Source organism: Streptomyces sp. NPDC088810, from assembly GCF_044750305.1.
GTDB lineage: Bacteria > Actinomycetota > Actinomycetes > Streptomycetales > Streptomycetaceae > Streptomyces.
The window spans coordinates 33,833-56,970 of record NZ_JBIVJQ010000019.1 but is presented as its reverse complement, the minus strand read 5'-3'; the positions used below and the strand labels follow the sequence as shown (position 1 = coordinate 56,970).

The window sequence follows — 23,138 nt, the reverse complement described above, 5'->3', positions numbered from 1 at the left end:
AGCTGTCCGCTCGGGCCTCGCACCGCCGTGAGACGCAGGTGCGCGATTAAAAGGTTGTCCCGTAAGTGATCTTGGAGGCGCTGCGGACGCTGGTGACCGGGGCACGGTCCGCTCGGTCATCCGGTGAGGGCGAGGTTGTACAGGCGGGCAATGCCGAGCATGGCGGGGTGGACGCCGTCGCCTTTCAGGCGGCAGTCGCGGAGGATCTTCCAGCCTTTCATTCGGGCGAAGGTGTGCTCGACGCGTGCCCGAACTCGCTAGTGAGACCGGTTGTGTTCCTCCTTCCAAGCGGAGAGTTCCTTGCCATTGGTGCGGTGGTGCGGTGGTGCGGTGGTGCGGTGGTGCGGTGGTGCGGTGGTGCGGGATGACGAGTCCGGTGCTCTGGTAGCCGCCGTCGGCAATGGTCACGGCGTGGCCGACGGCGTCCTTGGCGCCGGACTCCTCCCAGCCACGGGAGTCATGACGGTTGCCGGGCACGGGCCGGCCGACTACCACGACCATGCGGGTGTCGGCGTCTATGACGACCTGGTGGGCGGTGGAGTGCCTGTAGTTCTTGGACTGCTCGGCGATGCTGCGGTCGCGGGTGGGTACCAGGGTGCCGTCCACGATCAGCACTGCGCCCTTCGCGAACCGCTTGCGCGGCTTGAGCGCGAGCTTCGGACCGAGGTGGTCAATGACACGACTGGCCGCGGACTTCGACACACCGAACAGTGGCGCCAGTTGTTGCCGCAGCGTCAGGTTGGTCCGCCAGCACGCGGCGATCAGCAGCACACGGTCCGCCAGCGGCAGCTTCCACGGCCGCCCCCGTCTCGGAGCGTCCGCACCCTCCCTACGCAGCTGGGTCACCAGCTGCTCAAGACGCGCGGGCTCAGTCCAGTGAACGGGGCTATCCAGGACGGCTCCGCCGCCGTGATCACGCCAGCATTGCGGGGCGCCGCCATTCCTGTCCGAGGACATGGTGGTCGAGGAAGTTCAGCACCGTCTCGTACATGAGGCGAATATGGTTCGGCGCCCCGATGGCGTGGCCCTCGTCCGGGAAGTGCAGGAAGCTGACTTGAGCGCCGAGCCGCTGCAGATCGCTGTACAGGCTCAGTGCCTGGCCCATCGGGACTCGGTGGTCCTTGCCGCCGTGCACGATCAGTATCGGCGTGGTCACCTTCGCGGCGTGGAAGTGGGGCGAGTTGGCTTCGTACCGTTCGCGCTGCGTCCGGGGGTCGCCGAAGATCCTCCGGAAGTATGCGTGCATGTTCGTGTCGATCTGGAACGCCTCCAGATTCCACATGCCGGCGTGGGTGATGATCGCCTTGAAGCGGTCGGTGAGGGTCGCGGCCCGATTGGCCAGGTATCCGCCGTAGGACCAGCCGGCGAGGCCGGTCCTGGTCGCGTCGAGGTCGTCGCGTGCCAGTGCCGCGTCCGTCAGCGCGATGAGATCACGGTAGGGCTGACCGCCGTACTGGCCCCGGCCGCGCTCCTGCATGCGTTGCCCGTAGCCGGTGGACAGCGCCGGATCGGGTAGCAGCACCGCGTAGCCGCGCGCCACGAACGGCCAAAGGTTCCACAACCACGTCCAGGCGCTCCAGGACATCTGTGGTCCACCATGCGGGGCGATGATCAGCGGCGCTGGACGCTCGGCCGAGGCACCCTCGGGCAGCACGAGCCAGGCGCGCAACGGGAAACCGTCTTCCGCCTCGACGTGCACTTCGGCCAGCGTGCCGGGAAGCGGGTCGAGGTCGCCGAGGGCCTTGAGGAAGGCGGTTTGTTGATCGGCTGTGACGGCGTCCAGCCGGACCACTCGAGGCGGGCTGTCGATCGTGCTGCGCAGTGCATAGAGGGTAGTCCCATCGGGCGACACGCAAAGCGAGGCGTAGGCGCCGGAGGCCGTCAGGCGGGTGATCATGCCGTCCGCGTCGCGGCGGAAGATCGGGCAGTGGCCCCGCTCGTCACCGGTGAACCACAGCGTGGCGTCCCCACGGATCGGCGAGAGGACCGCCCGTCCCGGCCACGGCCAGTTGTCGAACTCCGGCAGAAGGTCGGTCTCTTCACCAGAAGCCAGGTCGAACGCCACCAGCGTGACTCGCCACGCCGTGGCGTAGGTCTCCTCCTGCTGGCGCTGGCAGACCAACGCCGAGCCATCGGCCGTGAACGCCAGGCGGTAGTACTGCTGACCAGGGCGCGAGAACGTGTGCCGCTCGACGCCGGTGGCCGCGTCGGCGACCACCACGACATTCGTGTCGGGAGCGCGGCCCGTCGCGGCCCGCGTGTAGGCCACCAGCGTTCCGTCCGGCGAGAGCGCCATATCTCCTGTGCCGGCCAGCCCCTGGCTGCCGGCGTTCACCGGAGCCCCGTCGGCGTGCTGGACGAAGGTGTGGGGTTCGTCGGGGCCGAGACCTGCGCCGAAGGCACACGTTGTGGTCACCTCGTACAGAATCGCGTTGACCATGACGCTTTCGCGCTCACGGCGAAGGTCGGCGTATGCCTCGGCCGTCACGGCGCCAGGCCGCAGATCAGCCATGTAGGCGACGGTGCGGGCGTCCTTGGCGACGGCGAAGGCGGATATGTCTCCCGGGTGGAGGGCGATTTGTCTGGCCTCGCCGCCCTCCGGCAGTGCCCACAGTCCCACGCCCTGGCTCTCGCTCTCTTTGGCGGCGGGATCTGTGTTCTCACGGCCGGAGAGGAACAGCAGCGTGCCGTCGGCGGCGAAAGCGGGAGCGAAGTCGCCCTGCACGGACCGGGTAACGGGGCGGCTCTCACGCTCGCCCGAGGGGTCCACTTCACACAACCTCGAGACGTACCCGGTCCCCTGGTCGTTGATGATCTGCACGGAGGCGATCAAGCGCGTTCCGTCGGGCGCCAGGGCCAAGTCGGTCAGGCGAGGATGTGTGGCGAACAGGCCATGGAACGAGGTGGGATCGTCCGAGGCGCGGAACATGACGATCATCCTGCCTGCCGCACCCGAACTGTGACAGGGGTCGGACGATCTGAGGGGACCGGAACCGAGGAGAACCGGCTCGGCGGTGGTGCCTCCTCTGTGGTGGAGCCACTTCGAACTGACCGCAACATGTCTCCTACGGCAGGGAACGGGTGAGCCACACCAGTTCGCCACTGTCTTCGGTCGAGACATGGTCGCGCTGGAACCCAAGTTTTTCCAGGACGCGAAAGGAGGGCGCGTTCCAGGGGCGCACCGTCGACCAGAGACGCTTCCGCCCCGTCGCGATCGCCGCGTCGAGCACCGCGGACGCCGCCTCGGTGGCATAGCCCTGCCCGTGCACGCGCCGAAACAGCTCGTAGGCGATCTCTGGCTCGTCAACGGAAGCCCGGCCGACCGTGAGCCCGCAATACCCGATGAAGTCGCCCACATCGCGGCGGATGACGGGCAGCAGCGCAATCCCTGTCCGTGCCGACGCAGCACGCTGATCCTCGATCATGCGCAGGTTGTCCTCGATCGACGGCATGCCACCACCCCGTTCGGCGACGAGCGCGCGATGGGCGTCGATGTCGGGCTCGGTCCATGGACGCAACGTCAACCGGGCGGTGTCGAGTCGGAGCGCCATCGGCGTATACGGCATGGCGGCACTCTATCGACGCCGCTGCCCTCAGCGGCATTCTTATCGGAGATGCTGGCATCCTCGGCCGCATTCGACTTGGGGTGCCAGTGAGGGGTCTGTAAAACGATCGGTGTAACTCCTGATCAAGGAAGATGCATCGATGACCAATCGAGCGGGTGCGTACTCCGGGCCTGTCCATGGACCAGGTGTCGAGGTGGCCCTGCTCGAGCGTTGCGAGCTCAGTCGGCGTGCCTCCAGCCAAGCCAGGAATCGGATGGCGACGCGGACGTTGCCGCAGTCGCCCATGTGTGCGTTGAAGGTGTAGCGGCCCCGTGCAGAGCGTCGTCGGGGCATCGCGGATTGACTGCCAATGGGCAAAGGGGCGGATGAGCGTGACGTGGTGGGAAGGGATGCCGGCGAGGGTTCGTGCAAGCCAGCAGAAGACGGACACCTGGGACGTTAGCGCCGTACTCAGCGTAGTGGTCGACATTGCGGGGGAGGACTTGATGAACCGCATCCTGCTCCAGCTCCCGCCGGGCTACGACCTGCTCGTCGTACACCCACAGCCGGACTGATCGAGTGCCGGCCGCCTTGCCGGATGAGCGGCACCGGCCGTGCCCGGGCCGCGTTTGTGTCCTGGGTAACCTCTTTCCTTCCGGGTGTGGGCAAAAAGGCGGGGCGAGTGCATGACAACGCGACTAGTGTGATCATGTGACGGATTTCAGCATCGTGGGTGATGCCACCGAGTGGCAGCAGGATTTCGAGCGACGGCTGCGCGCCGCGTACACGGCGGCAGGCCTAGACGTCGCGGCGGTGGACCGCATGCTCGACGACCTGCGCACCGGCGTCGGTGACTGGACCGTCGCTGAGATCACGGACGCCGGAACCCGGGTGGGACACGTCGCCGTGGTCGTGGTCGACGGCAACGGCGCGCCGGCGGGCCGCATCGGCGACCTCCACGTCGACGCACCCCACGCCGGGCGGGGGTACGAACAGGCGGCCCGGGACTGGGCCGAGGAATGGTGCGAAGAGCGGGGCGCACGCCGGCTGGACATACGGCTCACCGAGCCCGCCGGTGAACTCTTCGCCGACTATGGCGTCCGCGGGCAGCTCAGGGCGCGGCGCGTCACCTCCCCGCCGGAATCGATCGACGGTTTCACCGCCCGGCCCATGACGCAGGCCGAGTACTCCGAATGGGTCGCCGCCGAGAAGTCCGCCTACGTCGGTGACATCGTCCGGTCGGGAGCCATGAGCCGCGAGGAAGCCGTACGCAAAGCCGACCGTGACTTCGCGAACTTGCTCCCCGAGGGCCTAGCGACGCCCGACAGCTCCCTGCTGGTGTTCGAGGCGGAGGACGAGCGCATCGGCTCCGGCTGGCTGAAGCACGGGTACCTCCCGGGGGTCACCTACGGGTACTCGCTGCACGTCGAGGAGCGGTACCGCGGCAGGGGGCACGGGCGGGCCGCGATGACCGCCGGTGAACAGGCCACGCTCGCGGCCGGCGACTCGACGCTGATGTTCACTGTGTGGGGCGGCAACGAGGTGGCCATGAACCTGTACACCAGCACCGGTTTCCGCGTCGTGGAGGAGAGTCGCTCTCTCCGCCTTCCGCGCGGCGCCGCCCTTAGACGCCGGCGCCCGATCCATGCCCCTAGGCCGTTTCCTTCAGATCATCTAATCGTTGGTTGATGCGTGTCGTTGACTGATGCCCAGTGGGCACGCATCGAGCCGTTGCTGCCGGACCGGACGCCGAAGCGCGGTGGGCGATGGCGTGATCACCGGCACGTGATCGATGCGATTGCGTTCAAGTACCGCACTGGGACGCCGTGGATGGACCTGCCCGAGCGTTTCGGTTCCTGGAAGGGCGCCCACAACCGGCTACGGAGGTGGGTCGCCGACGGCACCTGGGAGAAGGTCTTCACCGCCCTGCTTTCGCAGGCCGACGCCGAAGGAGACCTCGACTGGGTCGTCGCGGTCGACTCCACGATCGTCCGCGCTCACCAGCACGCCGCCGGGGCCCTTCAAAGGGGCCCCGTCCGGCGAGCCGGACGACCATGCCCTCGGACGGTCCCGCGGCGGCCTGACCACGAAGATCCACCTCGCCGCCGACAGCCGCTGCCGCCCGCTCGCTTTCACCATCACAGCCGGCCAGGCGGGTGACGCGCCGCAGTTCCCCGAGGTCATGTCCCGGTTACGGGTGCCCCGGCCAATCGGTCGACCAAGGACCACACCGGACGTGGTCCTGGCCGACAAGGCGTATTCGACCCGGGTGATCCGCAGTCACCTGCGACGGCGCGGAATCCGGGCGGTGATCCCACAGCCGGCCGACCAGGCCGCGAATCGCAAGCGACCCGGCCGGCTCAGCGGCCGTCCCCCGACCTACGACCGCGACGCCTACAAACAGCGCAACACGGTCGAACGCTGCATCAACGAGCTCAAGCAATGGCGCGGCCTGGCCACCCGCTACGACAAGACCGCAACCATCTACCTGGCCGGACTCCACCTCGCCGCCATCTTCATCTGGCCAGCAAGGTGATGCTAAAGAAACGGCCTAGTCGGAGCCCACCTCCTGGTCCTCTGATGACTCGTGGTCCGTGGACAGGAGGAAGAAGCGGCAGTGCAAGTAACGTCGCAGAAGGTGTTTGACCAGGGCCCGGCCAACGCCATTCCACCACAACAGGGGAACGTGGTTCACGAGGTGGTGCGGGGGAGCTGACGCGCGGGTCGGAACGTGACGGGCCGTTCAGCCGACGGAGAGGGAACCGGCACCGGCGCCCCGAACGGGGGCAAGCACGCGTGCTGCTTGCACGGCATCGCGGCCGGGGGAAGGAGGCTCAACGTACAGCCAGCAGGCCGTACAAAAGGGGGATCCGCGGCTCGGGCAGCCGCCACCAGCCAGAGTCCGTACGGACCATCCGCGGCCATCGCGGCCAGGGAAGCTCGTCGCTCTCCCGCAGTCGCCGGACGCTCATTCCCGCATCCGTCAACGCGTTCAGGACCTCTCCTAGTCCGTGCATCCACTCGTAACTGTCCGTGGCACCCTTGACGGCCGGGCCGTCGGTGTAGGTGTAGGTGCCATCCCGGTGCACCGGACCGGAGCCCCCCAGGTAGTCGTGGCGCAGCAGCAGTTCCGGTCCCTCACCCGGACCGGGTTTCGGGCCGAGCGCGTTGAGTAGCGGGTGGAACTCCACGACGTACATCCGCCCGCCCGGCCGCAGAAGCTTGGCCACGACATCCGCCCACCGATCGAGGTCTGGCAGATAGCACAGGGCGCCCTTGCCAGTGTAGACGACGTCGAACCGCCGGCCCTCGAGCGCTGTCACGGCGTCGTACACGTTGGCCTGGACGTAGGTGACGTCGAGGCCCGACTTCGCGGCGAGGTCCCGTGCGGCCGTCACGGACGCCGCCGAGAAGTCCAGGCCGACCGCCCGGGCTCCACGCCGGGCGAGGGCGAGCGTCTCCGTGCCGAGGTGGCACTGGAGGTGCAGCACATCCCGGCCGGACAACTCGCCCAGGTCCTCCCACTCGAACGCGGCGAACCAGCGTTCCGGATGCGGGTCCTCGTCCAGGCCGTAGAACGTGCTGGCGACGTGGACCGAAGTGCGGGCGTCCCAGTTCGCCTGGTTGGCGCGCATTAGCCGCGCGTGTTCTGGGGAGGTCATGAGGGCATCCAACCGCGCCCCGGCCGCGCGCGGGGGAGGAAAGCCGGAAAGGTGCCGCGCCGGGTGTCGATGCGGCCGGTTCTCGTTCGTCGGTGGGGTGTAGGAGGCCGACGCCGGGTGGTTCTGGCCCTGTCGTTCAGCGCTCCGGAGTGCCTGCTGGGCGGCCACGGGATCGGCCTGGTGCAGGTAGGCGGCCTTCTGCTCGCGCAGCCAGCCTCGCAGCGCCCGGTCGCGGCCGCCGAGGTCGTTCACCGCCTTCTGCACCCGCTCGGCCGCGGCCGGGGCGCGGCCGGTGGCCGCGAGGTCGAACGCCTCCCGCAGCGCTACGGCCTCCGGCCGCACGGTCCCATGGTCGGCGTAGCGGACCTCCGCCAGCGCCCGCCGGCTGCGCTCCCTCCACTGCGGCACCCGCCCCAGACAGGCCCGCCCGCTCGGCAATCCGCCGCCCACCAGCGCGCTTCGGCGCCGCCACACGTGGGCCACCACTGCCGCGCTCGTGGAGTTGTGGCGCGCCCGCCACGCCATCACCGGTGTGCCCGGACTGGGCCCGCGCCCCGCCGCCCCAGAGGCACAAGCAGACCCCTTCGCCGCTCCCGTCCCGACAGGCGATGACCCCTTCGCTCCCTCCATGGGGTCAGTCAGGCGGCCCGTCACGGCCGCGGTGTCGGAGGTCTGCAGCATCGCCACATCGAGGCCCTGCTGGCCCTTGACAGCCACAGAAGCCTCGGCGTCATGAGAGAGGAACAGCAGGACCGGATCCAGCAGATCGCGCAGGCAGAGGACACGGCCCCCCAGAAACGAGCTGCCGAATACCTCGAACGGATCGGTGAGGACGAACCACCCGGTGCGCCGAGAACGAGACCAACCCCAACGCCTACCAGAAGCACAACCCCGACGGACACAACCTCGACACCTGCCCCGTCTGCGGGCATGAGACATTCTGCGTCGAGGGCCTTGACCCGATCTTCGGCCGGGTTGGGCACGGACAGTGCCTGGTGTGCACCTACACCCGCACCCCGGGCGCCACAGAGGACGAGGCGTTCACCGCACATCTCCGGTCGATGGATGACGAGTGATGCCATCAGGCACGCCGAGGGAACGACCTTCACGCCCAGCCGTTAGGGGGACCCGAGCCGTCAGCGCCCGACCGGTTTCGATGGTGCCTTGCTTGTCCGCTGGACGCGAGGCTGGGCGAGCTTATGGCCCGCCCAGCACGATCGCTTCAGTGTCGCGATTCGATCCAGAAGACGACCAGGCCGACGGCGCTGGTCCCCGCCGCGTATGACGCTCCGCGTAGCACGTTGAGCGCCGCAATGTGCCGACGACGGTAGAACCACAGGGCCACGTCCGTCACCCGAGCGCGGAAGTTCCCCGGTGCCAGGTTTCCAGAGTCGTTTGGGTTCACGTTGGGTCAATTCCTTTCGAAGCCTTGTGCGATGAATTGGTTGGGATCCCAACGCGCCTTTGTTGACGCTGAGTTAATGACACAACGCGGCGGCGACCTATGTCTGCCTATCTGAGGGAGATCTGAACATCACAGTCCGGTCGCAACGGGAATCGCTGCAGACTGGAGTACCCCAACGTCTTCGATCCCCCATCGCTCCAGGTCAGAGCGTTGCAGCAAGATCACCCGCGCGATAGGGGTGCACCTGCTTCTTGTTCTCCTCTCAGGAGATCTCCTCCTTGTCCCAGGAGATCTCGTTGGGAGGGTGCGCACTGCGCCTGGTCAACCTCCTTGGGGATTGCTGCTAACGGTCGTTCACTTCGAGCGGTCGGTTAGTGGCCGCCCGGAAGTCCGGCATTCGATCGGGCGCGGGGCGAGCGGGTGGTGTCTGGAGGAGCTGGCCAGCCGCTTGGACGACGTGCGGAAGTCCCAGGAGACTTAGGCGAACCGGCGGTACACCTTCGCCTCGCCTCGGCAAGCCCCGGCGTGGCATGGCCGCGCCCCTTCGGCAGCCAGCCCCGTCACTGACCCGCAGTCCGCGGCCCGGCGTGGGCGCGCCCGCCTCTGCGGGCGGGCAGGGCTGGTGATCCGGTCGTCGAGAGCCCGACGTCAGGCGAGGGCGGTGCGGAGGTAGGCGGGCAGTGCGTGGCAGACGGCCGGATCGGCTTCCCAGTCGGGGTCGGTGAGTTGGTCGGCCGTGATGACGACGTGGTTGCCGTGGTCGGCGCGGACGACGACGCGGAACGTTTCGCCCCGGCTGTCCCGGCTGTCCCGGCTGGCGAGGTAGGCGGCCAGGGCGGCCCGGCCCAACTCGGCGAGGTCCGCACGGGTGGTCGCTCGGCCGAGGTCTTTGCAGATCCACACGTCGCTGAACCGTTCGTGCATCAGGATCTCCCACCGCACGCAAGCAGACGGGTCCGACAACGCCACCGCCGTCACGGCGTCGCGGCGGGCCATGGACGCCGGCGCCACCGGTCTGCCGTGGGCCGTGCCCTCGCCGAGCATCCCCGACGCCCGCGACCGCCGCCGTCTGCCCCCGGCACCTGTCTGTTCGAGGGCACCAACGTCTCGGAGGGCCCCGGGACGACGCGGCCTTTCGAGATCGTCGGGGCGCCGAACGTCGACGCGCGCGCCCCGGCGGCGACCCCGGCGGCGTTGTGCGCCGCGCCCGCCCAGCCCGGCCGTGGGCGGGGCGACACCGTCGCCCGCTGCTCCACTGACCCTCCCGCTGCTCCGCCCCCCTGGCACGCACCTCGGCCCGCCGTGTCAACGTCCGGGGACGCGACCCCGCACGGGCCCCCGCAGAAGGGGACCGATCTCGTCTATGACCGATCGCTTGCACGCCGTGCGAGACGTGACGCAGCCGACCGCGGAACATGACGGCCACCTCCCGCACTCCGGGGCGTTCATCGCGGGTACCTGCCGCGTGCACAAGGCGTCCGTCCCCTCCGGCGCAGGGCATCACCAGCGGCCAGACCTCGGATGGGGATCAGCGGGCCTGGGCGCGCGCTTCGTAGTGTTCCTGCAGCCGGCCCAGCATGATGCGGCAGTACTCGGCCAGCGGCCGGTGCTGTTCTCGTCCAGGGACGAAGGCGACGGTATGGACGACGTCGTCTCCCGGTATGACCGCGCGGGGCTGGGACGCTCGCAGGTTGGGCCAGTAGCGGCCGTGTGCGAACCCAAGCCGCCCGCCAGGCGGCGCCCACCTTCACGGCGGTCAGACCCGCGGCCGGTGCGGCGGTGAGCAGGATCTTCCTGGGTGCGGTCAGCGGGGCCAGGCGGAGCTGATCGGCGAGGGCGCGGATCTCAGCCCGGCGCTGCGCACCGGTCAGGCCGCCGCCGGACGGCAGGTGGCCGGTGTCCGTCTCGTGCTGCTGCCGGTTGCGCATGTCCTCGTCCCACAGCGACAGGGCGCGGCACCGGCGCTCGCTGCGCCCGGTGCCGTCGAGGTGCCACAGCCCGGTGGCGAAGTTCTCCAGGGCGCCGCGCAGCAGCGTCCAGGGGCTGGTCGCATCGACCTCGCCGGCCGCCGTCAGGCGGCGCAGCGCGTCGGCGTGGGCCAGACCGGCGGCGTAGGAGTTCTGGATCAGGTGCGCGGCGGAGTACGGGCCCAGCGGGGCGTCGTCGGCGGCCAGGCTGCTGGCCGGTGCGGGTGCGGGCAGCTGCCAGTAGGCGTGCTCACCGCGGGCCTGCTCCCAGAGGCAGAAGGTAGGCGCTCTGGAAGGCCTGCGTACTCATGCCCGGCAACGGTAGAACGCGACGGCCGCGCGCGGTAGCCGTTTTGATGCCCCGGTCCGGGCGCGCCGGTGAGACGTGAGCTGGACTGCTGCCAGCCGCACTCGTCCGGGTGGGCGAGGCGCGCTTTCTGGCCAGTACTCGCAGGTAGCGGTACAGGAGGCCGGTTGGTGGGGGCATGATCGCGGCTGTGTTACACAACGACGTGCCCGCAAGGGTGGCCGGGGTGCGGCAGGGTGCCGTCGGGCGGGGCGCGGGAGGCGACATGGGGACGGGACCGGGGGACGGCTGGGAGGGCGGCGTCGACTGGGAGGGCTGGCGGGACCACCGGGACATCCGGCGACGGCTCGACCAGGGCGCCGATCCGGAGGCGCTGCCGTGCGGGGAACGGCCCCTGCACCGGGCCGTGGCGTTCGGCTCGCCCGAGGTCGTCGCGGAGCTGGCCGGGCGCGTCGCCGACGTCGACGCCCTGGAGGACGGTACGACCGCGCTGTGGGAGGCGGTGGTCGGGCACCGGCCTCAGATCGCACGCGTCCTCGTCGCCGCGGGAGCCGACCCGTGGCGGAGGGTGCTGGCCGGCTGGTCACCGGGGCGGCTGAGCCTGGCCGGGCCGACACCGCTGTTCCCGCTGCCCGAGGGCGAACCGGGGCTCAGCGAGGCGGAGTCCGCAGCGGCGCGGGAAGGCCGGCGGCGCATCGCGGCCCTGGCCGGCATCGGCTACTACGACGGCACGGGACTGGCCTGCGTGGCCGGCATCGACGCGCAGGAGGCCGTACGGCGCCTGGCAGCGGTGCCGCCGGAAGCCGGGCTGCTCGCCGAGCTCCTGGACGACCCGTACGGCGTCGACACGGACGACAGCCTGCGCATCGTCGGGGTGACGACCGTGCCGGGCGGTTGCGTCGTCACTCAGCCCTGGGGGTACGGGCCGCAGATGCCGGGCGTACAGGCCCTGCTCTCCGCCGGTACCGTCTGCTACGGCATGTACGCCAACCCCAAGAGCGGCAACCAGGGCAGCCTCGTGCGCGACGGTGTCGTCGAGGGCTGGGACCTGCACCCCGGCGGGGGCCCGTACACCGGTATGTCTCCCGAGGAGGTGCTCACCGCGTACATCTACGGCTCCCACGCGATCGCCGAGTGCTGCGCCCACGCGGGCCTCTTCCCCGCCGACCCGCGGCCGTTCACCGGGCCCCCCGACCTGTGGGTGGAACTCCCCGAGCGCGACTACTGGCAGCACTGACCGGTACCCCTTCCGGGGGCGCCCCCGTGTCGGGCCGGCAGGTGCGCGCGAGCCGCTGCCTGCCCGCCGTCCCCGGATGCGGCGGGCGGTGAACGAACCGGGGTACGTTCGAGGAGACCGTGCAGCTGCTGGAACTCTTCCTGCACCGCGAAGGCCGCATCCCCGCCGCCCGCGAGATCATCCGTGTCGACGGCGACACCGTCAAGATCGGCGCCTGGCTTGCCAAGGCCCGCCACCGCCACGGCTGCGGCCAGCTCCCCGAAGGGGACGCGCGCCTGGTCGCCGCCCTGTTCGACGGGGACTGGACGGCCGAGGACGCCGTCCCGGCCGTCCTGCTGTAGACGCCGGCGTCGTCGGGCGCGATGGGGGGACACAACTCGTGCGGCATGTCCTCTCAAAGAGACATCAAGGTCAAGCAGAGGTGACGTTTGCCGCGCCAGGCCTGGCCCTCTCCGCCGCGCAGGAGTTCGCGGCAGCGCCGCGGATGTGCCAGTCGGCCGGCCACGGCGGGTTCCAGTCCTCGTCGACGGCTTCCAGCGCCGCCCCTCCCACCCGGGGTTCCCCCAGCCAGCGTTCCCGGCCGCCTGCCTCGTGGAGGTTGCAGTGCTGCGCGCAACAGGGCCGGCCCGCCGCCTGGATCAGATGCGCCAGGACCGCAGGGCCTCGGCGACGGCGTAGACGCTCAGCCGGGTGTCCCGGACCTTTCTGACGAGGTCGGACAGGGCGCCGTATGGGGGGTCGATGCCTTCGCCGAACTGATCCATGTACTGAGCGGCCACGATAGCGGCGAAGAGGCTGTTGCGGTGGGGGAGTGGCTCCAGGCGCACGATCGTGTGCAGGAGTGCGGCCGCGCGCCAGGCGGCATCCGGGTCGGAGGCCTCAAGCGTCGGCATCCGGGTCTTGTGCCGGGCGACGGCCGCCACCAGCGCGGAGTAGTCGGTCACGCTCACGTCTTCATGCCCGAGGGCGGCCTCCTGGACGTCCAGGAGCCAGGAGACGTCGATGTGGACAACCATCAGGCAGCCGCAGCCCCGTCGCCGCGCTGGGAGGGTGGAATCTCCTCGGGGAACGCCTCGTCGAACTCCCCGCGCAGCCTGTCGGCCCAGGCGGTGGCGCCGGCGACGAACCGCTTGCGGTGCATCTCGCGTACACCGAGGTCGTGCAGGTACTGCTTGAGGCTCTTGCCCTCGGCGGCGGCGGCGGCCCGGACGCCTTCCATTTCCTCGTCAGAGAAGGACACGTTCAGTGATGGCATGACCTGATGGTACCTAGTTGGTACCACGCTCCTCAAGGCCGGTGAGCGTGGTCAGAAACAGCCAGACCATCACCGGCGCCTGGATGCGATGGAGGGCATCGGGGGCGCAGCAGCCGGGATGATGGCAGGGGCGGCCGCCTGCCCGGCCAACCCGGGCCAGCGGCCAGCATCGATGCCGAGCACGTATGCCGGGCCGCGACCGCCGTGGCGGCCGTCTTGTATCGCGCAGCGCCAGCAGGACGCTGACGTTCGCGCGGGTCATCCCGTGCCGGCGACGACCCGGGGAGACCGCCGTGCTTTGCACGACATGTCGTCCTCTGGCCGCCGCCGCGCACGGGCACACGACTCCTGCTGTATGCCACACGCCCTGTCTTCCCCGGTTCGCCGGGCACTGCGCGCGGCGGGAGCCGCGACAGGGGGAGCGGGGGAGCGTGCGTCGGTGTCGGTGCCCGGCATCGTTGGCGTAACTCGGTCGTTCGGCCTGTCTCGTCGTTGTGGTGTCTGGTCGCCGGGCTGGGTTCTGAGGTGGCTCGTCGTATGGCGCGGCGTTGGGCGGCGGTGGTGGCGCCCCAGATGCCGTCGTCCTCTCCATGAGCGAGTGCCCAGGTACGGCAGTCGATGATCACGGGGCAGCGGCGGCATATTGCCCGGGCCAGGGAGGCCTCCGCGCCCGGAGCCGTGAGGTCGGCGAGAGGGAAGAAGATCTCGGGGTCTTCTCCCACACAGGCTGCTTGATCACGCCAGTCGGACTCTGCCGGCTCTCCGCTTGATATGCAGGTCATGATCAACTCCCCTTCCGGGCTGCCTGCATGGCGAACGGTGACCGCGGCGCTGGTAGCGCGGTGGTTCCGGCAGAGGTTTGGAGAATATTAAACGATTACGTCACATATGCGGTAGGGGGTCTGCTCCGGGTACCGCTGTGGAGTGACTGGCCTTGGTAACGGCGCAGCGTGGCGGTCGTGCGGGCGGCTGGGACCCGGATGCGAGCGGCGGGCAGGCCGAACCGTTCGCACGCGGCCTCGGTGAGCGCCAGCAGCGGGTCGGCGTCCTTGCCCGAACCGTGCAGCCGCTCCGCACCGAGCTGAGCTCGGTGAGCGTCCACTCGACCAGGGCGGGCAGGGGCTTGGCGGGTACGTCCAAAATCAGACCGCCGACGCCGTAGCCGGTCACATTCCGGTCGGCGTCTGCGTCCGGCCCAGGTACGCGGTGAAGCCGATCGCATACATCGCCACCTGGACAGACGATGCGCCTGCCCGCACCGCAAAGCGTCAGCCCGGGTCTTTCGCACGCCGCTGTGCCTCCGGCACCCGGCAGGCCGGCCGTCGCGCCGTGACCTCGGCAGGCCGGGCAGATACCGGAGTCCGAGGGGGCGACGTCATGGGCCCAGGCGGTGACGCATGTCGTCTTTCAAGTACGGGCAGTGGTGGCTATCCTCGATTCTCACGTGCCTCGTCTCGCGCGTGCTGCGGCCAGGACCCACCTCCCGGCCGAGAGCGAACCTGAGCGGCCGCTCGGAAGACGAAGAGGATGGATGGTGCTTCGCGAACGCGCCGTGACGTCCGTGCATCTGGCACGCCGTGGTGGGACGGCACCGCCGGTGCACTGGAGCAGTCATGACGAAACCGAACACCACCCACCAGCAGCGCATCGCAAGCCCTCCACCACGCCGTGGGATGCGGCTATCAGGAGGCCTTGCGCCGTGTCCGGGAGGCCGCCGCCGGCCTGCTGCCCGCCCGGCTGGATGCCGCAGGACGCGCGGCGGCCGTCGAGCTCTTGGCCCACAGCGTCACCGCTCCGGCCGCCACCACTACGAGCCGGACACAAGCCGCACCGCAGCCCGCCCCTGTGCCACCCTCTTCAGCGCCCGGTGTCCTGCCCTCGGCTGGTGGGGCCGCACTGGCCTCTCTTGCCCCGGGGACGGTGACGGGCCTGGTGTCACTGCCGACGGCCGGCCGTTCGACGCTGGCCCTGAACATCGCTCTCCATCACGCCCAGGCCGGCACCGCCGCCTTGTTCACCTCCGGGGAGATCTCTTTCCGCTCCCTGCAGCAGAAGGTTCTCGCCGCCCGGTACGGCGTCGATGTCCGCCATCGTTGTACTTCCGCTTCCCGCTGTCGTTCCGCGAGGTTGAGGAGCTCATGCTCGAGCGCGGGATCGTCGTCTCCTACGAGACGGTGCGCCGCTGGTGCGGCAAGTTCGGGCAGACCTACGCCAACGCGCTGCGCCGCCGGCAGCCTCGGCCGGGTGGCAAATGGCACCTGGAAGAGGTCTTCATTCAAGATCAATGGAGAATAGAAGTACCTGCGGCGGGCCGTCGACCAGGACGGCAACGTCCTGGACATCCTGGTGCAGAACCGCCGGGACAAGGCCGCGGCCTGGCGCTTCTTCCGCAGGCTGATGAAGAAGAGCCGAACGGTGCCACGGGTGATCGTCACCGACAAGCTCCGCTGCTACGGCGCCGCCCGCCGCGAAGTCATGCCCTGCGTCGAGCACCGCCAGTTGAAGTACCTGAACAACCGGGCGGAGAACAGCCACCAGCCCACCAGGCAGCGCGAACGGGCGATGAAGGGCTTCCGCTCAGTGGGCAGGGCCCAGCGGTTCCTGTCCGCGTTCAGTGGTATCTCGCCCCACTTCTGGCCCCGCCGCCATCTGATGCCTGCACACGACTACCGCGCCGAGATGACCGTCCGCTTCGCAATCTGGGAGCAGATCACCGGCGTCGCCGGGCTTGCCACCGCGGTCTGACCACAGCCCGGAACCGGGCTCCATCACGCCACGACGTGCCATCAGCACCTACCCACCCACCAACGTGACAGCGCCACTCCAGGCGCTCGCGCTGCTCCGGCGAGAGGTGCGGCAGGTCGGGTGGACCATCGGGGCCTCCGTGTTTCGGTGGCTTCGCTCCCCTGCACCCTCGCTTGCTGCGTCGCCTGCGGGGGCACTCGCGCGGCCCACGTCCCGGCAAACGCTCCAGCGACCTCGCCCGTCGTCCCGGGAGACGGGCACGAGGGCTCCGGGGCCCTCGGGATCGCCTGTACCCAACTGCAGCTACCACACGTCATCGTGGTCGCGGCTGAGCTGGAGCTGTTGACGGTGCCTGTCGCCAAACGGGGTTCGACGGCGGCCAGGTTCGGCACGGCGGGGTCCTTCACGATCGCTTCGACCGGTTTGTCGACGCGTGCACCATAGCGGTCGATCAGTTGCTGGGCGGCCCGGTCGCGCCCCGTGAACCAAGGGGCGCCGAGGTGGGCGAGGTCGGTGGGGTCGCCCGGTGGATGGCATCTCACCGCCCGGCCCGGCCTCGCGCACGTGCCGATCACGGGGTGCCTTCGCGCCTCGAATGTGAATGGCTGCGGTGCGGCCATCAGCACCGAGTCAGGCGGTGGGGGCAGGTGCTGACGTCCGCCGGCCGACCGGGTGGTTTGCGGGCAGGGTCGGCCCGGCAGCACCGCACGTGGCGCCGACCCTTGACCGGCAGCCGTGTGTCTGGTGATGCTTCCCTTGCTTTGCTCGTCCGTAGGGGCGGAGCAGGACTCACCGCGCGTAGGGGGACGCATGAGTGATCGCGAACTGTGGGCCAGTGTGGTCCTCCTGACCACGTTCCTGGGTTTCGTCGTGTCTATCTTCGTCGGCCCGCCCGCCTGGTTCCTGGGCATCCTGTCCGCCTTGCTGGTCCTGAGCACAGTGATCATTTGGACCGAGCAGAAGAAGCGCGGCCATCGCTGAAGCGGCAAGGGGCGTCTCAGCGAGTGGGTCCTGGCCCACTACGTCTGGGCATAACAGAACACTGGTCGCGGACATCCGCCACGTACTGGGCACCGGCTCTGCTGGACCGCCTTTGGCAGCCGTGCTTTCGAACGCGGATTCCTTAGTTCGCACAGGCATGCGCCAATGACGCGAAGGCAGTGCAGCGATGCGACCGGCCGTCGAGCAGTGGGGGCTCTCACGAACAGGCCCAGAATGCCGTGCCCCTTTCTGGACAGTGACCGCCCCTCGGCGACGCGGTCACAGGACGCGAAAGCGCCTGCGCTGAAGGACATCTGGTGCGTGGGCGTCGGCGCGGTCAGCGGACGGCCGTCAGCTCGCCATCATGGCCTGGAGGTCGCTGAGCGACAGCTCGTTCGTGCCACGGTCCGCCGCCTTGCTCTGCGTCCATGCGAGGATCGCCGGGTGCGCATCCTCGTGCTGGGCACCGGGCGGCGGCGGGCGGTGAGTGCGCCGGTGCGGGGCGGGACTTCCGTCGGTGCAGCCCCGCACCAGGTGCGCAGTGCGTGCAGGCCGCGGTGGCGAACAGCAGCACCCGACGCGGCGCGGTCCCGCGCGCACTGGATGAAGCCACCTTTGTCGCAAGAAGTGGCGTTCCACCCCCGGTCCAGGACCGGCAGCCGCATCCAGTTGATCGGCTCGCCGGCCTCCGCGTTGACAGGCATCTTGTAATGGGTGAGGAAGTGCTCCTCCTCACCCATGCTGTGCCTGAAGAACTGGCGCGTGCTCGGCAAGGTACGCACCGACACGAAGTGGGCGACCGCGCTCGTGATGGCCCTGCTGGTCCTCACGAACCGTGAAGTCTCCCGGTGACCGACGATCTTCGCCGAGGCCATCCGCCCACGACCAGCACGAGTATCCCGACCCCCACGCACACCAGACCGTGACCTGCAACGTCGCGTCACTGCCGTGGGGCGGTTTCTGTAGCGGTGCGGCTGTCATGGGGCGGTACACCCCACTCCGCTCTACTGTCTTGAGATTCTGAACCGGCGTCGACGCGCACGCTCGCGATGCGCACTGCTACGACCCCTCCTGGGCCCGCCTCCTCACCACCGCCATCGCCGAACGCCGGTTCCAACGACTGAGGGACCTCTTCGACCCCGACAGCCGCGGCGAGGCCATCGGCTTCGGGCCCGGCGCTGACCAGATGCGTTCGGCCTTCGCTGCCGTCCGGGAGAAGGCCGAAGCCCTCCGAGCGAACGGAAAGGCACAGCGAGGGGACATTCGCGTCGAACACGGCCTGCTCAAACGCACGCACCTGTCGATCCGGTTCGGAAAGCTCAACCACTGCACCATGGACGAGAACAACCCCGTCGGCGCGAAGTGCCTCGAAGACGCCATCGTGCCCCCGGGACACCGAGGGCCACTCATCGACCGCTGCCAGCCCGCACGCTGCAGCAACAGCATCATCGCCCCCGAACACCTACCGATCTGGAAGGCCGAGCACGATTCGCTGAGCCGACTCCGCGACCAGCCACGGCTGCCCCCGAACGGAGCTGCCATCGACGAACAGATCCGTGACGTCGAACTCGCGCTCAGGAAGGCAGACGGCGCATGAGCGAGGCCCCTCAGCTCAAGGTCTCGGCACCGGCCGAGAAGGCACTGCGGGAAGCTATGGAGCGACTATTCACCGGCCGACCGGCCCGTACCGACGGCAAGCTGACAAAGAACAACCTCTGGCGGGAGGCCGGCGTCAGTCGAGCCACCATGAACCGCGCCACCGACGTGCTTGCTGATTGGGACGACCACATCGGCCGGAGCCCGGCAAGTCTCCACGACCAACGGCAGACGCTGGAGATCGCTGATCTTCGACGCCAACTCAAGAACAATCGGCAAGAGCGACAGCAACTCCAGGACCAGGTCGACGCAGCCGCTACCGTCATCGCCGTCTTGCTCGCGGAGAACACAGCCCTGCGCGAGCAGGCCACCAAACAATCGGCTGTCGTCATCCCCCTCGACCGCACCCACTTCATTTCTGAGTGAAGACGCTTGCCCCTACAGGCCGTACGCGCTTGTTTGGTTAGCCATCAGTGACACCTCAACGCGCGAATCCGGGGGCCTTCTCCGTGGGCACCGTGCGCATTGTCCGAAGCGGTGACAGGAAGTTTGGAAGGACACTCAGCGTCATACCCGCTGCACCGATCCACAAAGTGCCTGCCGCTCCGAACACAGAGCCCGAGGCTCCACCCAAAAGCCCACCGAGAGGAATGCCACCCCAGGAAACAAACCGAGCTGTTGCGCTCATCCGACCCAGAAGCCGATCCGGCGTCAGGGCCTGCTGGAAGCTTGACTGAGCCACCACGCGGACGACTCCACCCAGTGACAGAGCCGCGAGTCCGATCGCGGCCACATACACGCTCCAACCCGCTCGTGCCAGCGGCATGAGCGCGGTCAAGGGACAGCTAACCAGCGACGCCAGCCCGATGACCGGACCTTGCCCGACCCGCTTGGAGACCCTGGTTGCCAACAGTGCGCCCAGCAAGGCACCGCAACCCATCCCCGAGAAAATGAGGCCGATACCAAAGGAATGGAGACCAATCTCCCGCTCCAAAAAAACCAGCAGCATGGTCTGATACATGACCAGGAAGAGGTTGAATACCGCATCCCCCAGCATGATCGCACGGAGGGTAGGGCACTTTACGACGAACTTCAGCCCCTCCTTGATCTCGCCAGCCAATTGAGGACGCTCGCTCGGCTCAGGCTTCTCTTCGCGTTTCCTGATGGTAATCGCGAGCAGCCCCGACATAGCCATCCCGACCGAACTCACCAAAAGCGTTGCAGGCGCTCCAACCAGGCCGACCAGCGGCCCCGCCACCGTCGGCCCGCTGATACTGGTCACCGAGCGTATGGCCGACAGTTTCGAGTTTCCTTCCACGAGATGGTCTCGTCCCACCAAGTGCGGGAGATAGCTGACGTATGCAACATCGAAGAAGACAGTCAATACTCCATGAACCAAGGCGACTGCATAGAGCCACCAGATGGTGAGAAGGCCCGCCCACCATGCCACCGGAATCGTCGAGAGGAACAGCGCGCGAGCGAGATCAGTGCTGATCATCACCGATCGCTTCCGCGCGCGGTCCACCCATGCGCCTGCCGGCAATCCGATCAGGAGCGATCCTGCCGAAGTCATCGCGGTCAGTAAGCCCACCTGGAACTCGTCGGCACGTAATGCCGCAATGGCAACCAGAGGCAAGGCCAGGAAGATGATGCGGTCGCCTAGCTGACCGAGCGCAGTGGCAGCAAACAATCGCCCGAAGTCCCGATTATGCAAGAGGCCGAGGCGGGAGGATTTTGCCATGGAATACCCTGCTGTCGAATTTTAGATGTCTCTCTGATGGCTTCAACGACTACGGACGGTCGATTCCGAACTCGTAGACCACTTCCCGGCATATGTCCGGAATGACCATGTCGGCTGTTTCCACCGGACGTCCGTCCGTGTCGAAGATGGTCCGCTCGATCTGCAGAACGAGGTCTCCCAGGCTGATCCCCAGGAGGTTCGCCTGAACCTGGGTGGCACGAGCCGGGCGCGGCACCTCGACCACAGTCGAGATGGCTACGCCAATGGAACGCATGCGCTCGACCACCCCCTTACCCGCCAGGGGACCCTTCTCGGGCAGCACAATCGGCGTTCCATCCGTGATAGCCATCGGCTCCCAGGATTCTGAAAGCTGGACAGGTTGCCCGTCGGCGAGAAACTCGTAATGCGTACAGACACAGGGGTCCCCGGGGCTGATGGCGAGCCGCTCGGCGATTGGCTCGGGGGCGGGGACGCGGACCTGACTGTGTGAATCCCAGGCGTCGGCCCTGCCCCGCTCCCTCCTGTCCTGCCAAGGAAGAGAACTCTCCCGGCGTTCGCGGTGCCGCGAGCGGATCAGTCGGAGGCGCTCTCGCGGCCTGCGGACGTAGGTGCCCGAGCCGGCACGGCCTTCGAGGAGACCTTCGATGATCAAACGGTCCATGGCCCTCTGTATGACGTTGCGTCCGAACCCGTACTCCACGGCAAGCCGAGCCCGGGACGGCAGGCGCTCCCCGATCTCCCACTCTCCGGAGAGAATCCGCGCGCGCAGCACGTCGGCTACTGCGAGGTACGGCGCCTGTCGGGGCATGGATGATCCTCCGGTTGTCCTGCTCTGCGGCAACTGACCATTTCCAGGGGGGCGCTGGCAAGTTACTGCACCAGGGAAAAGCTGCTGGAGTAGAAATACGCTCCGAGCTCATGCGCCTACGGAAGTAGCCGGCGAGAAGACCCAACTCGCCGCTGATCGACCGTCAAGGCGCGGACATAGCCTGCTGGTGCGGGGCAGCGGTCCGGCAAGATGACCGGCTGCTGCCGGTCCGTGGATGCGCAGGGCTGGAGGAAACCGAGAACTCCGGGCAGCCGCGCTCGGGCGGATGGCGACGTGCCGAACCGTTACGGCGCGTCGTACTTGCTCGTGGCGCTCTGCGCGGGGCGGATAACCGCCTTGCCGGAGTCGAGGTCAACAGAGCTGGGGGGTGCACCGGATTCGGCGTCGTCCCGGAGGACAAGTTGGCGTTCTCGCTCCTGCTGCACGTGCCGCTGTGACGGATGGAAGAGCTCGCCCCATGCCTCAGCAGTGGATGCTCCGCCGCCATGCCTGCGCCGCCGCCAGCCGACCCAAGTAAAGAGGATCAGCCATAGACAGATGACGACACTGCCAGTCGCAAGGAGCAAGAGTTCTCGCCTTCCGGGCACCGATGGTTCGTGCTGACAGTCTGCTGACAACCGTGCACAACGGCCAGTGCAAGCCGAGCCAATGACTTGGCGGTAAGAGAGGCAGCTCAGCCGCCGGTGTCTCATTAGACACCTCGCAGTCTGGAGAAGGATGGCTACCGGGCGATCGTCTTCACCCCGTGGCCGGTGCCCGGCCCGCTGCTCGTGCAGTCCCGCCGCGGCGGTCTCCTGCAGAGCCGTTTCCCTGATCTCGTGGTCGCGGCCGCCCACCTGCCCGACGGCCCGGCCCTCGACGGAGTTATGTCACCTGTACGGGTGTCTCAGCCTCAGAGTGTCTCAGGTGGCGCACCTGCCGTGGACGGACACGCTCCGGGTCGGGGAACCTAAGACCGTGTCCTACATGGTCAGTTGGTCGTTGGGCTGCACATGGGGCGGGGTACGTGGAGTTGGATTGTTCCGGATGGCTTGTGGGAGATCGCCAAGCCGTTGATTCCGGAGGACCGGGTGCGGCCGCAGGGCGGCGGGAAGCAGAACACACCTGATGAGACGCTGTTCGCGGCCATCATCTACGTGCTGGTCAGCGGATGCGCCTGGCGGGCACTGCCGCCGTGCTTCGGGATATCGAAGTCGACCGCGCACCGCCGGTTCATGATCTGGTCGCGAGCCGGCGTCTGGGGCCGCCTGCATGAGGCGGTCCTGCGTCAGCTCGACGATGCCGGCCTTGTCGACGTCTCCCGTGTGGTCCTCGACTCCGCCCACGTCAGGGCTAAGAAGGGGGCGAACACACAGGTCCGAACCCCGTGGACCGGGGCAAGCCGGGTTCCAAGATGCACATCCTGTCGGATGCGAACGGACTGCCCCTGGTCGTCGGCGTCTCGGCCGCCAACGTCCACGACAGCGAGGGCCTGAAGCCCATGGTCGCGGGTATCCAAACGCAACACGACCCGCATCGAGGCCGTCACTTCAAACCCAAGCGACTCCACGCCGACAAGGCATACGACATCCCCCACCTGCGGAAATGGCTGTGGGGCAAGCACATCGGTGTCCGCATCGCACGCAAGGGCATCGAGTCCAGCGAACGACTGGGCCGCCGCAGGTGGGTGATCGAACGGACCATCTCCTGGCTGTCCGGCTACCGCAGACTCAGCCCCCGATACGAACGCCACCCACGCAACTACCTGGCCTTTCTCGGCCTCGCCGCAGCCCTCTGCTGCTACAAGCGGCTCCTGAAACTCACCATGTAGGACACGGTCTAAGAAGGAACTAGGGCTGCGCGGCCGTCGGCGCGGCACAGGAACCTGC

General features: G+C 68.3%; 21 protein-coding genes and 4 pseudogenes. 12 read left to right on the top strand and 13 right to left on the bottom strand.

Annotation, left to right across the window (positions count from 1 at the left end):
* Positions 1-116 precede the first annotated feature (116 nt).
* The 3 genes and pseudogenes from ACIP4Y_RS37530 to ACIP4Y_RS37520 form a co-directional block, all read right to left on the bottom strand.
* Positions 117-941, bottom strand: a pseudogene (locus ACIP4Y_RS37530) (transposase).
* Complete coding sequence (locus ACIP4Y_RS37525) at positions 914-2,938, bottom strand: alpha/beta fold hydrolase (protein WP_401401365.1); 2,025 nt, start codon at positions 2,936-2,938, stop codon at positions 914-916. The pseudogene ACIP4Y_RS37530 and the gene ACIP4Y_RS37525 overlap by 28 nt, the downstream one beginning before the upstream one ends.
* Positions 2,939-3,065: 127 nt before the next feature.
* Positions 3,066-3,566 (bottom strand): GNAT family N-acetyltransferase, encoded by a 501-nt coding sequence (locus ACIP4Y_RS37520; protein WP_401401362.1) that lies wholly within the window; start codon positions 3,564-3,566, stop codon positions 3,066-3,068.
* Positions 3,567-3,985: 419 nt separating this feature from the next.
* Here ACIP4Y_RS37520 and ACIP4Y_RS37515 point away from each other — a divergent pair.
* The 3 genes and pseudogenes from ACIP4Y_RS37515 to ACIP4Y_RS37505 form a co-directional block, all read left to right on the top strand.
* A pseudogene (locus ACIP4Y_RS37515) lies at positions 3,986-4,120 on the top strand (DUF2267 domain-containing protein); the annotation flags it as partial.
* A gap of 136 nt (positions 4,121-4,256) precedes the next feature.
* Positions 4,257-5,234 carry a GNAT family N-acetyltransferase gene (locus ACIP4Y_RS37510; RefSeq protein WP_401401359.1) on the top strand — a complete coding sequence of 326 codons (978 nt, stop codon included), beginning with the start codon at positions 4,257-4,259 and terminating at the stop codon, positions 5,232-5,234.
* A gap of 3 nt (positions 5,235-5,237) precedes the next feature.
* Positions 5,238-6,081, top strand: a protein-coding gene (locus ACIP4Y_RS37505) for an IS5 family transposase (RefSeq protein WP_401401356.1) whose coding sequence is annotated in 2 segments (ribosomal slippage) — positions 5,238-5,591 and positions 5,593-6,081 — 843 coding nt in all. Because the reading frame shifts where the segments join, the coding sequence is not laid out codon by codon here.
* Positions 6,082-6,379: 298 nt separating this feature from the next.
* On the opposite strand, the gene ACIP4Y_RS37500 is transcribed toward ACIP4Y_RS37505, so the two are convergent.
* Both ACIP4Y_RS37500 and ACIP4Y_RS37495 read right to left on the bottom strand, forming a co-directional pair.
* Positions 6,380-7,207, bottom strand: coding sequence for a class I SAM-dependent methyltransferase (locus tag ACIP4Y_RS37500; protein WP_401401436.1), 828 nt, complete (start codon positions 7,205-7,207; stop codon positions 6,380-6,382).
* A gap of 2,053 nt (positions 7,208-9,260) precedes the next feature.
* Complete coding sequence (locus tag ACIP4Y_RS37495; RefSeq protein WP_401401353.1) at positions 9,261-9,536, bottom strand: hypothetical protein; 276 nt, start codon at positions 9,534-9,536, stop codon at positions 9,261-9,263.
* 82 nt (positions 9,537-9,618) lie between these two features.
* Here ACIP4Y_RS37495 and ACIP4Y_RS37490 point away from each other — a divergent pair.
* The 3 genes and pseudogenes from ACIP4Y_RS37490 to ACIP4Y_RS37480 all read left to right on the top strand — a co-directional run.
* Positions 9,619-9,803, top strand: a pseudogene (locus ACIP4Y_RS37490) (DUF1343 domain-containing protein); the annotation flags it as partial.
* A 1,348-nt stretch (positions 9,804-11,151) separates the two neighbouring features.
* On the top strand, positions 11,152-12,123 hold the full coding sequence (locus ACIP4Y_RS37485) for an ankyrin repeat domain-containing protein (protein WP_401401351.1): 972 nt from the start codon (positions 11,152-11,154) through the stop codon (positions 12,121-12,123).
* Positions 12,124-12,242: 119 nt separating this feature from the next.
* Entirely contained in the window at positions 12,243-12,464 is a 222-nt protein-coding gene (locus tag ACIP4Y_RS37480; RefSeq protein WP_401401348.1) for a hypothetical protein, read from the top strand.
* Between the two features lie 297 nt (positions 12,465-12,761).
* On the opposite strand, the gene ACIP4Y_RS37475 is transcribed toward ACIP4Y_RS37480, so the two are convergent.
* From ACIP4Y_RS37475 to ACIP4Y_RS37455, 5 genes are all read right to left on the bottom strand, one after another.
* Positions 12,762-13,139, bottom strand: a complete 378-nt coding sequence (locus ACIP4Y_RS37475) for a toxin Doc (protein WP_401401346.1) — start codon at positions 13,137-13,139, stop codon at positions 12,762-12,764.
* A complete protein-coding gene (locus ACIP4Y_RS37470) occupies positions 13,139-13,378 on the bottom strand; it encodes a hypothetical protein (protein WP_058084289.1) in 240 nt (79 codons plus the stop codon). The genes ACIP4Y_RS37475 and ACIP4Y_RS37470 overlap by 1 nt, the downstream gene beginning before the upstream one ends.
* Before the next feature lie 32 nt (positions 13,379-13,410).
* Positions 13,411-14,160, bottom strand: coding sequence for a WhiB family transcriptional regulator (locus ACIP4Y_RS37465; protein ID WP_401401342.1), 750 nt, complete (start codon positions 14,158-14,160; stop codon positions 13,411-13,413).
* A 95-nt stretch (positions 14,161-14,255) separates the two neighbouring features.
* Positions 14,256-14,480: a hypothetical protein gene (locus tag ACIP4Y_RS37460; RefSeq protein ID WP_401401445.1), complete on the bottom strand. Its 225-nt coding sequence runs from the start codon at positions 14,478-14,480 to the stop codon at positions 14,256-14,258.
* Between the two features lie 833 nt (positions 14,481-15,313).
* Complete coding sequence (locus ACIP4Y_RS37455) at positions 15,314-15,469, bottom strand: hypothetical protein (protein ID WP_401401340.1); 156 nt, start codon at positions 15,467-15,469, stop codon at positions 15,314-15,316.
* A 2-nt stretch (positions 15,470-15,471) separates the two neighbouring features.
* Here ACIP4Y_RS37455 and ACIP4Y_RS37450 point away from each other — a divergent pair.
* From ACIP4Y_RS37450 to ACIP4Y_RS37430, 5 genes and pseudogenes are all read left to right on the top strand, one after another.
* Positions 15,472-16,123, top strand: a pseudogene (locus tag ACIP4Y_RS37450) (IS6 family transposase).
* Positions 16,124-16,933: 810 nt separating this feature from the next.
* Positions 16,934-17,104: a hypothetical protein gene (locus tag ACIP4Y_RS37445; RefSeq protein ID WP_401401338.1), complete on the top strand. Its 171-nt coding sequence runs from the start codon at positions 16,934-16,936 to the stop codon at positions 17,102-17,104.
* A 714-nt stretch (positions 17,105-17,818) separates the two neighbouring features.
* On the top strand, positions 17,819-17,956 hold the full coding sequence (locus tag ACIP4Y_RS37440) for a hypothetical protein (protein WP_401401336.1): 138 nt from the start codon (positions 17,819-17,821) through the stop codon (positions 17,954-17,956).
* Between the two features lie 334 nt (positions 17,957-18,290).
* On the top strand, positions 18,291-18,701 hold the full coding sequence (locus ACIP4Y_RS37435; RefSeq protein ID WP_401401333.1) for a hypothetical protein: 411 nt from the start codon (positions 18,291-18,293) through the stop codon (positions 18,699-18,701).
* Complete coding sequence (locus tag ACIP4Y_RS37430) at positions 18,698-19,126, top strand: hypothetical protein (RefSeq protein WP_401401331.1); 429 nt, start codon at positions 18,698-18,700, stop codon at positions 19,124-19,126. The genes ACIP4Y_RS37435 and ACIP4Y_RS37430 overlap by 4 nt, the downstream gene beginning before the upstream one ends.
* 55 nt (positions 19,127-19,181) lie before the next feature.
* On the opposite strand, the gene ACIP4Y_RS37425 is transcribed toward ACIP4Y_RS37430, so the two are convergent.
* The 3 genes from ACIP4Y_RS37425 to ACIP4Y_RS37415 form a co-directional block, all read right to left on the bottom strand.
* A complete protein-coding gene (locus ACIP4Y_RS37425; protein WP_401401329.1) occupies positions 19,182-20,441 on the bottom strand; it encodes an MFS transporter in 1,260 nt (419 codons plus the stop codon).
* Between the two features lie 49 nt (positions 20,442-20,490).
* A complete protein-coding gene (locus ACIP4Y_RS37420; RefSeq protein WP_401401326.1) occupies positions 20,491-21,249 on the bottom strand; it encodes a GntR family transcriptional regulator in 759 nt (252 codons plus the stop codon).
* A 305-nt stretch (positions 21,250-21,554) separates the two neighbouring features.
* Positions 21,555-21,962 (bottom strand): DUF6191 domain-containing protein, encoded by a 408-nt coding sequence (locus ACIP4Y_RS37415; protein ID WP_401401323.1) that lies wholly within the window; start codon positions 21,960-21,962, stop codon positions 21,555-21,557.
* A gap of 300 nt (positions 21,963-22,262) precedes the next feature.
* On the opposite strand from ACIP4Y_RS37415, the gene ACIP4Y_RS37410 reads away from it, so the two are divergent.
* Positions 22,263-23,080, top strand: a protein-coding gene (locus tag ACIP4Y_RS37410) for an IS5 family transposase (protein ID WP_401401433.1) whose coding sequence is annotated in 2 segments (ribosomal slippage) — positions 22,263-22,608 and positions 22,608-23,080 — 819 coding nt in all. Because the reading frame shifts where the segments join, the coding sequence is not laid out codon by codon here.
* The last annotated feature ends 58 nt before the right edge of the window (positions 23,081-23,138 follow it).

Excerpts from the sequence above, each read along its gene's own strand:
- ACIP4Y_RS37525 (WP_401401365.1), bottom strand. The coding sequence starts at position 2,938 with ATGATCGTCATGTTCCGCGCCTCGGACGATCCCACCTCGTTCCATGGC.
- ACIP4Y_RS37485 (WP_401401351.1), top strand. The coding sequence starts at position 11,152 with ATGGGGACGGGACCGGGGGACGGCTGGGAGGGCGGCGTCGACTGGGAG.
- ACIP4Y_RS37470 (WP_058084289.1), bottom strand. The coding sequence starts at position 13,378 with ATGCCATCACTGAACGTGTCCTTCTCTGACGAGGAAATGGAAGGCGTC.
- ACIP4Y_RS37415 (WP_401401323.1), bottom strand. The coding sequence starts at position 21,962 with ATGAGACACCGGCGGCTGAGCTGCCTCTCTTACCGCCAAGTCATTGGC.
- ACIP4Y_RS37420 (WP_401401326.1), bottom strand. The coding sequence starts at position 21,249 with ATGCCCCGACAGGCGCCGTACCTCGCAGTAGCCGACGTGCTGCGCGCG.
- ACIP4Y_RS37430 (WP_401401331.1), top strand. The coding sequence starts at position 18,698 with ATGAGCGAGGCCCCTCAGCTCAAGGTCTCGGCACCGGCCGAGAAGGCA.
- ACIP4Y_RS37475 (WP_401401346.1), bottom strand. The coding sequence starts at position 13,139 with ATGGTTGTCCACATCGACGTCTCCTGGCTCCTGGACGTCCAGGAGGCC.
- ACIP4Y_RS37435 (WP_401401333.1), top strand. The coding sequence starts at position 18,291 with ATGCGTTCGGCCTTCGCTGCCGTCCGGGAGAAGGCCGAAGCCCTCCGA.
- ACIP4Y_RS37465 (WP_401401342.1), bottom strand. The coding sequence starts at position 14,160 with ATGACCTGCATATCAAGCGGAGAGCCGGCAGAGTCCGACTGGCGTGAT.
- ACIP4Y_RS37445 (WP_401401338.1), top strand. The coding sequence starts at position 16,934 with ATGAGTGATCGCGAACTGTGGGCCAGTGTGGTCCTCCTGACCACGTTC.
- ACIP4Y_RS37495 (WP_401401353.1), bottom strand. The coding sequence starts at position 9,536 with ATGCACGAACGGTTCAGCGACGTGTGGATCTGCAAAGACCTCGGCCGA.
- ACIP4Y_RS37425 (WP_401401329.1), bottom strand. The coding sequence starts at position 20,441 with ATGGCAAAATCCTCCCGCCTCGGCCTCTTGCATAATCGGGACTTCGGG.
- ACIP4Y_RS37500 (WP_401401436.1), bottom strand. The coding sequence starts at position 7,207 with ATGACCTCCCCAGAACACGCGCGGCTAATGCGCGCCAACCAGGCGAAC.
- ACIP4Y_RS37520 (WP_401401362.1), bottom strand. The coding sequence starts at position 3,566 with ATGCCGTATACGCCGATGGCGCTCCGACTCGACACCGCCCGGTTGACG.
- ACIP4Y_RS37455 (WP_401401340.1), bottom strand. The coding sequence starts at position 15,469 with ATGGCGGACATCGACGCCGTACCGGGCGGCGAGAACCTTCTGCTGCAG.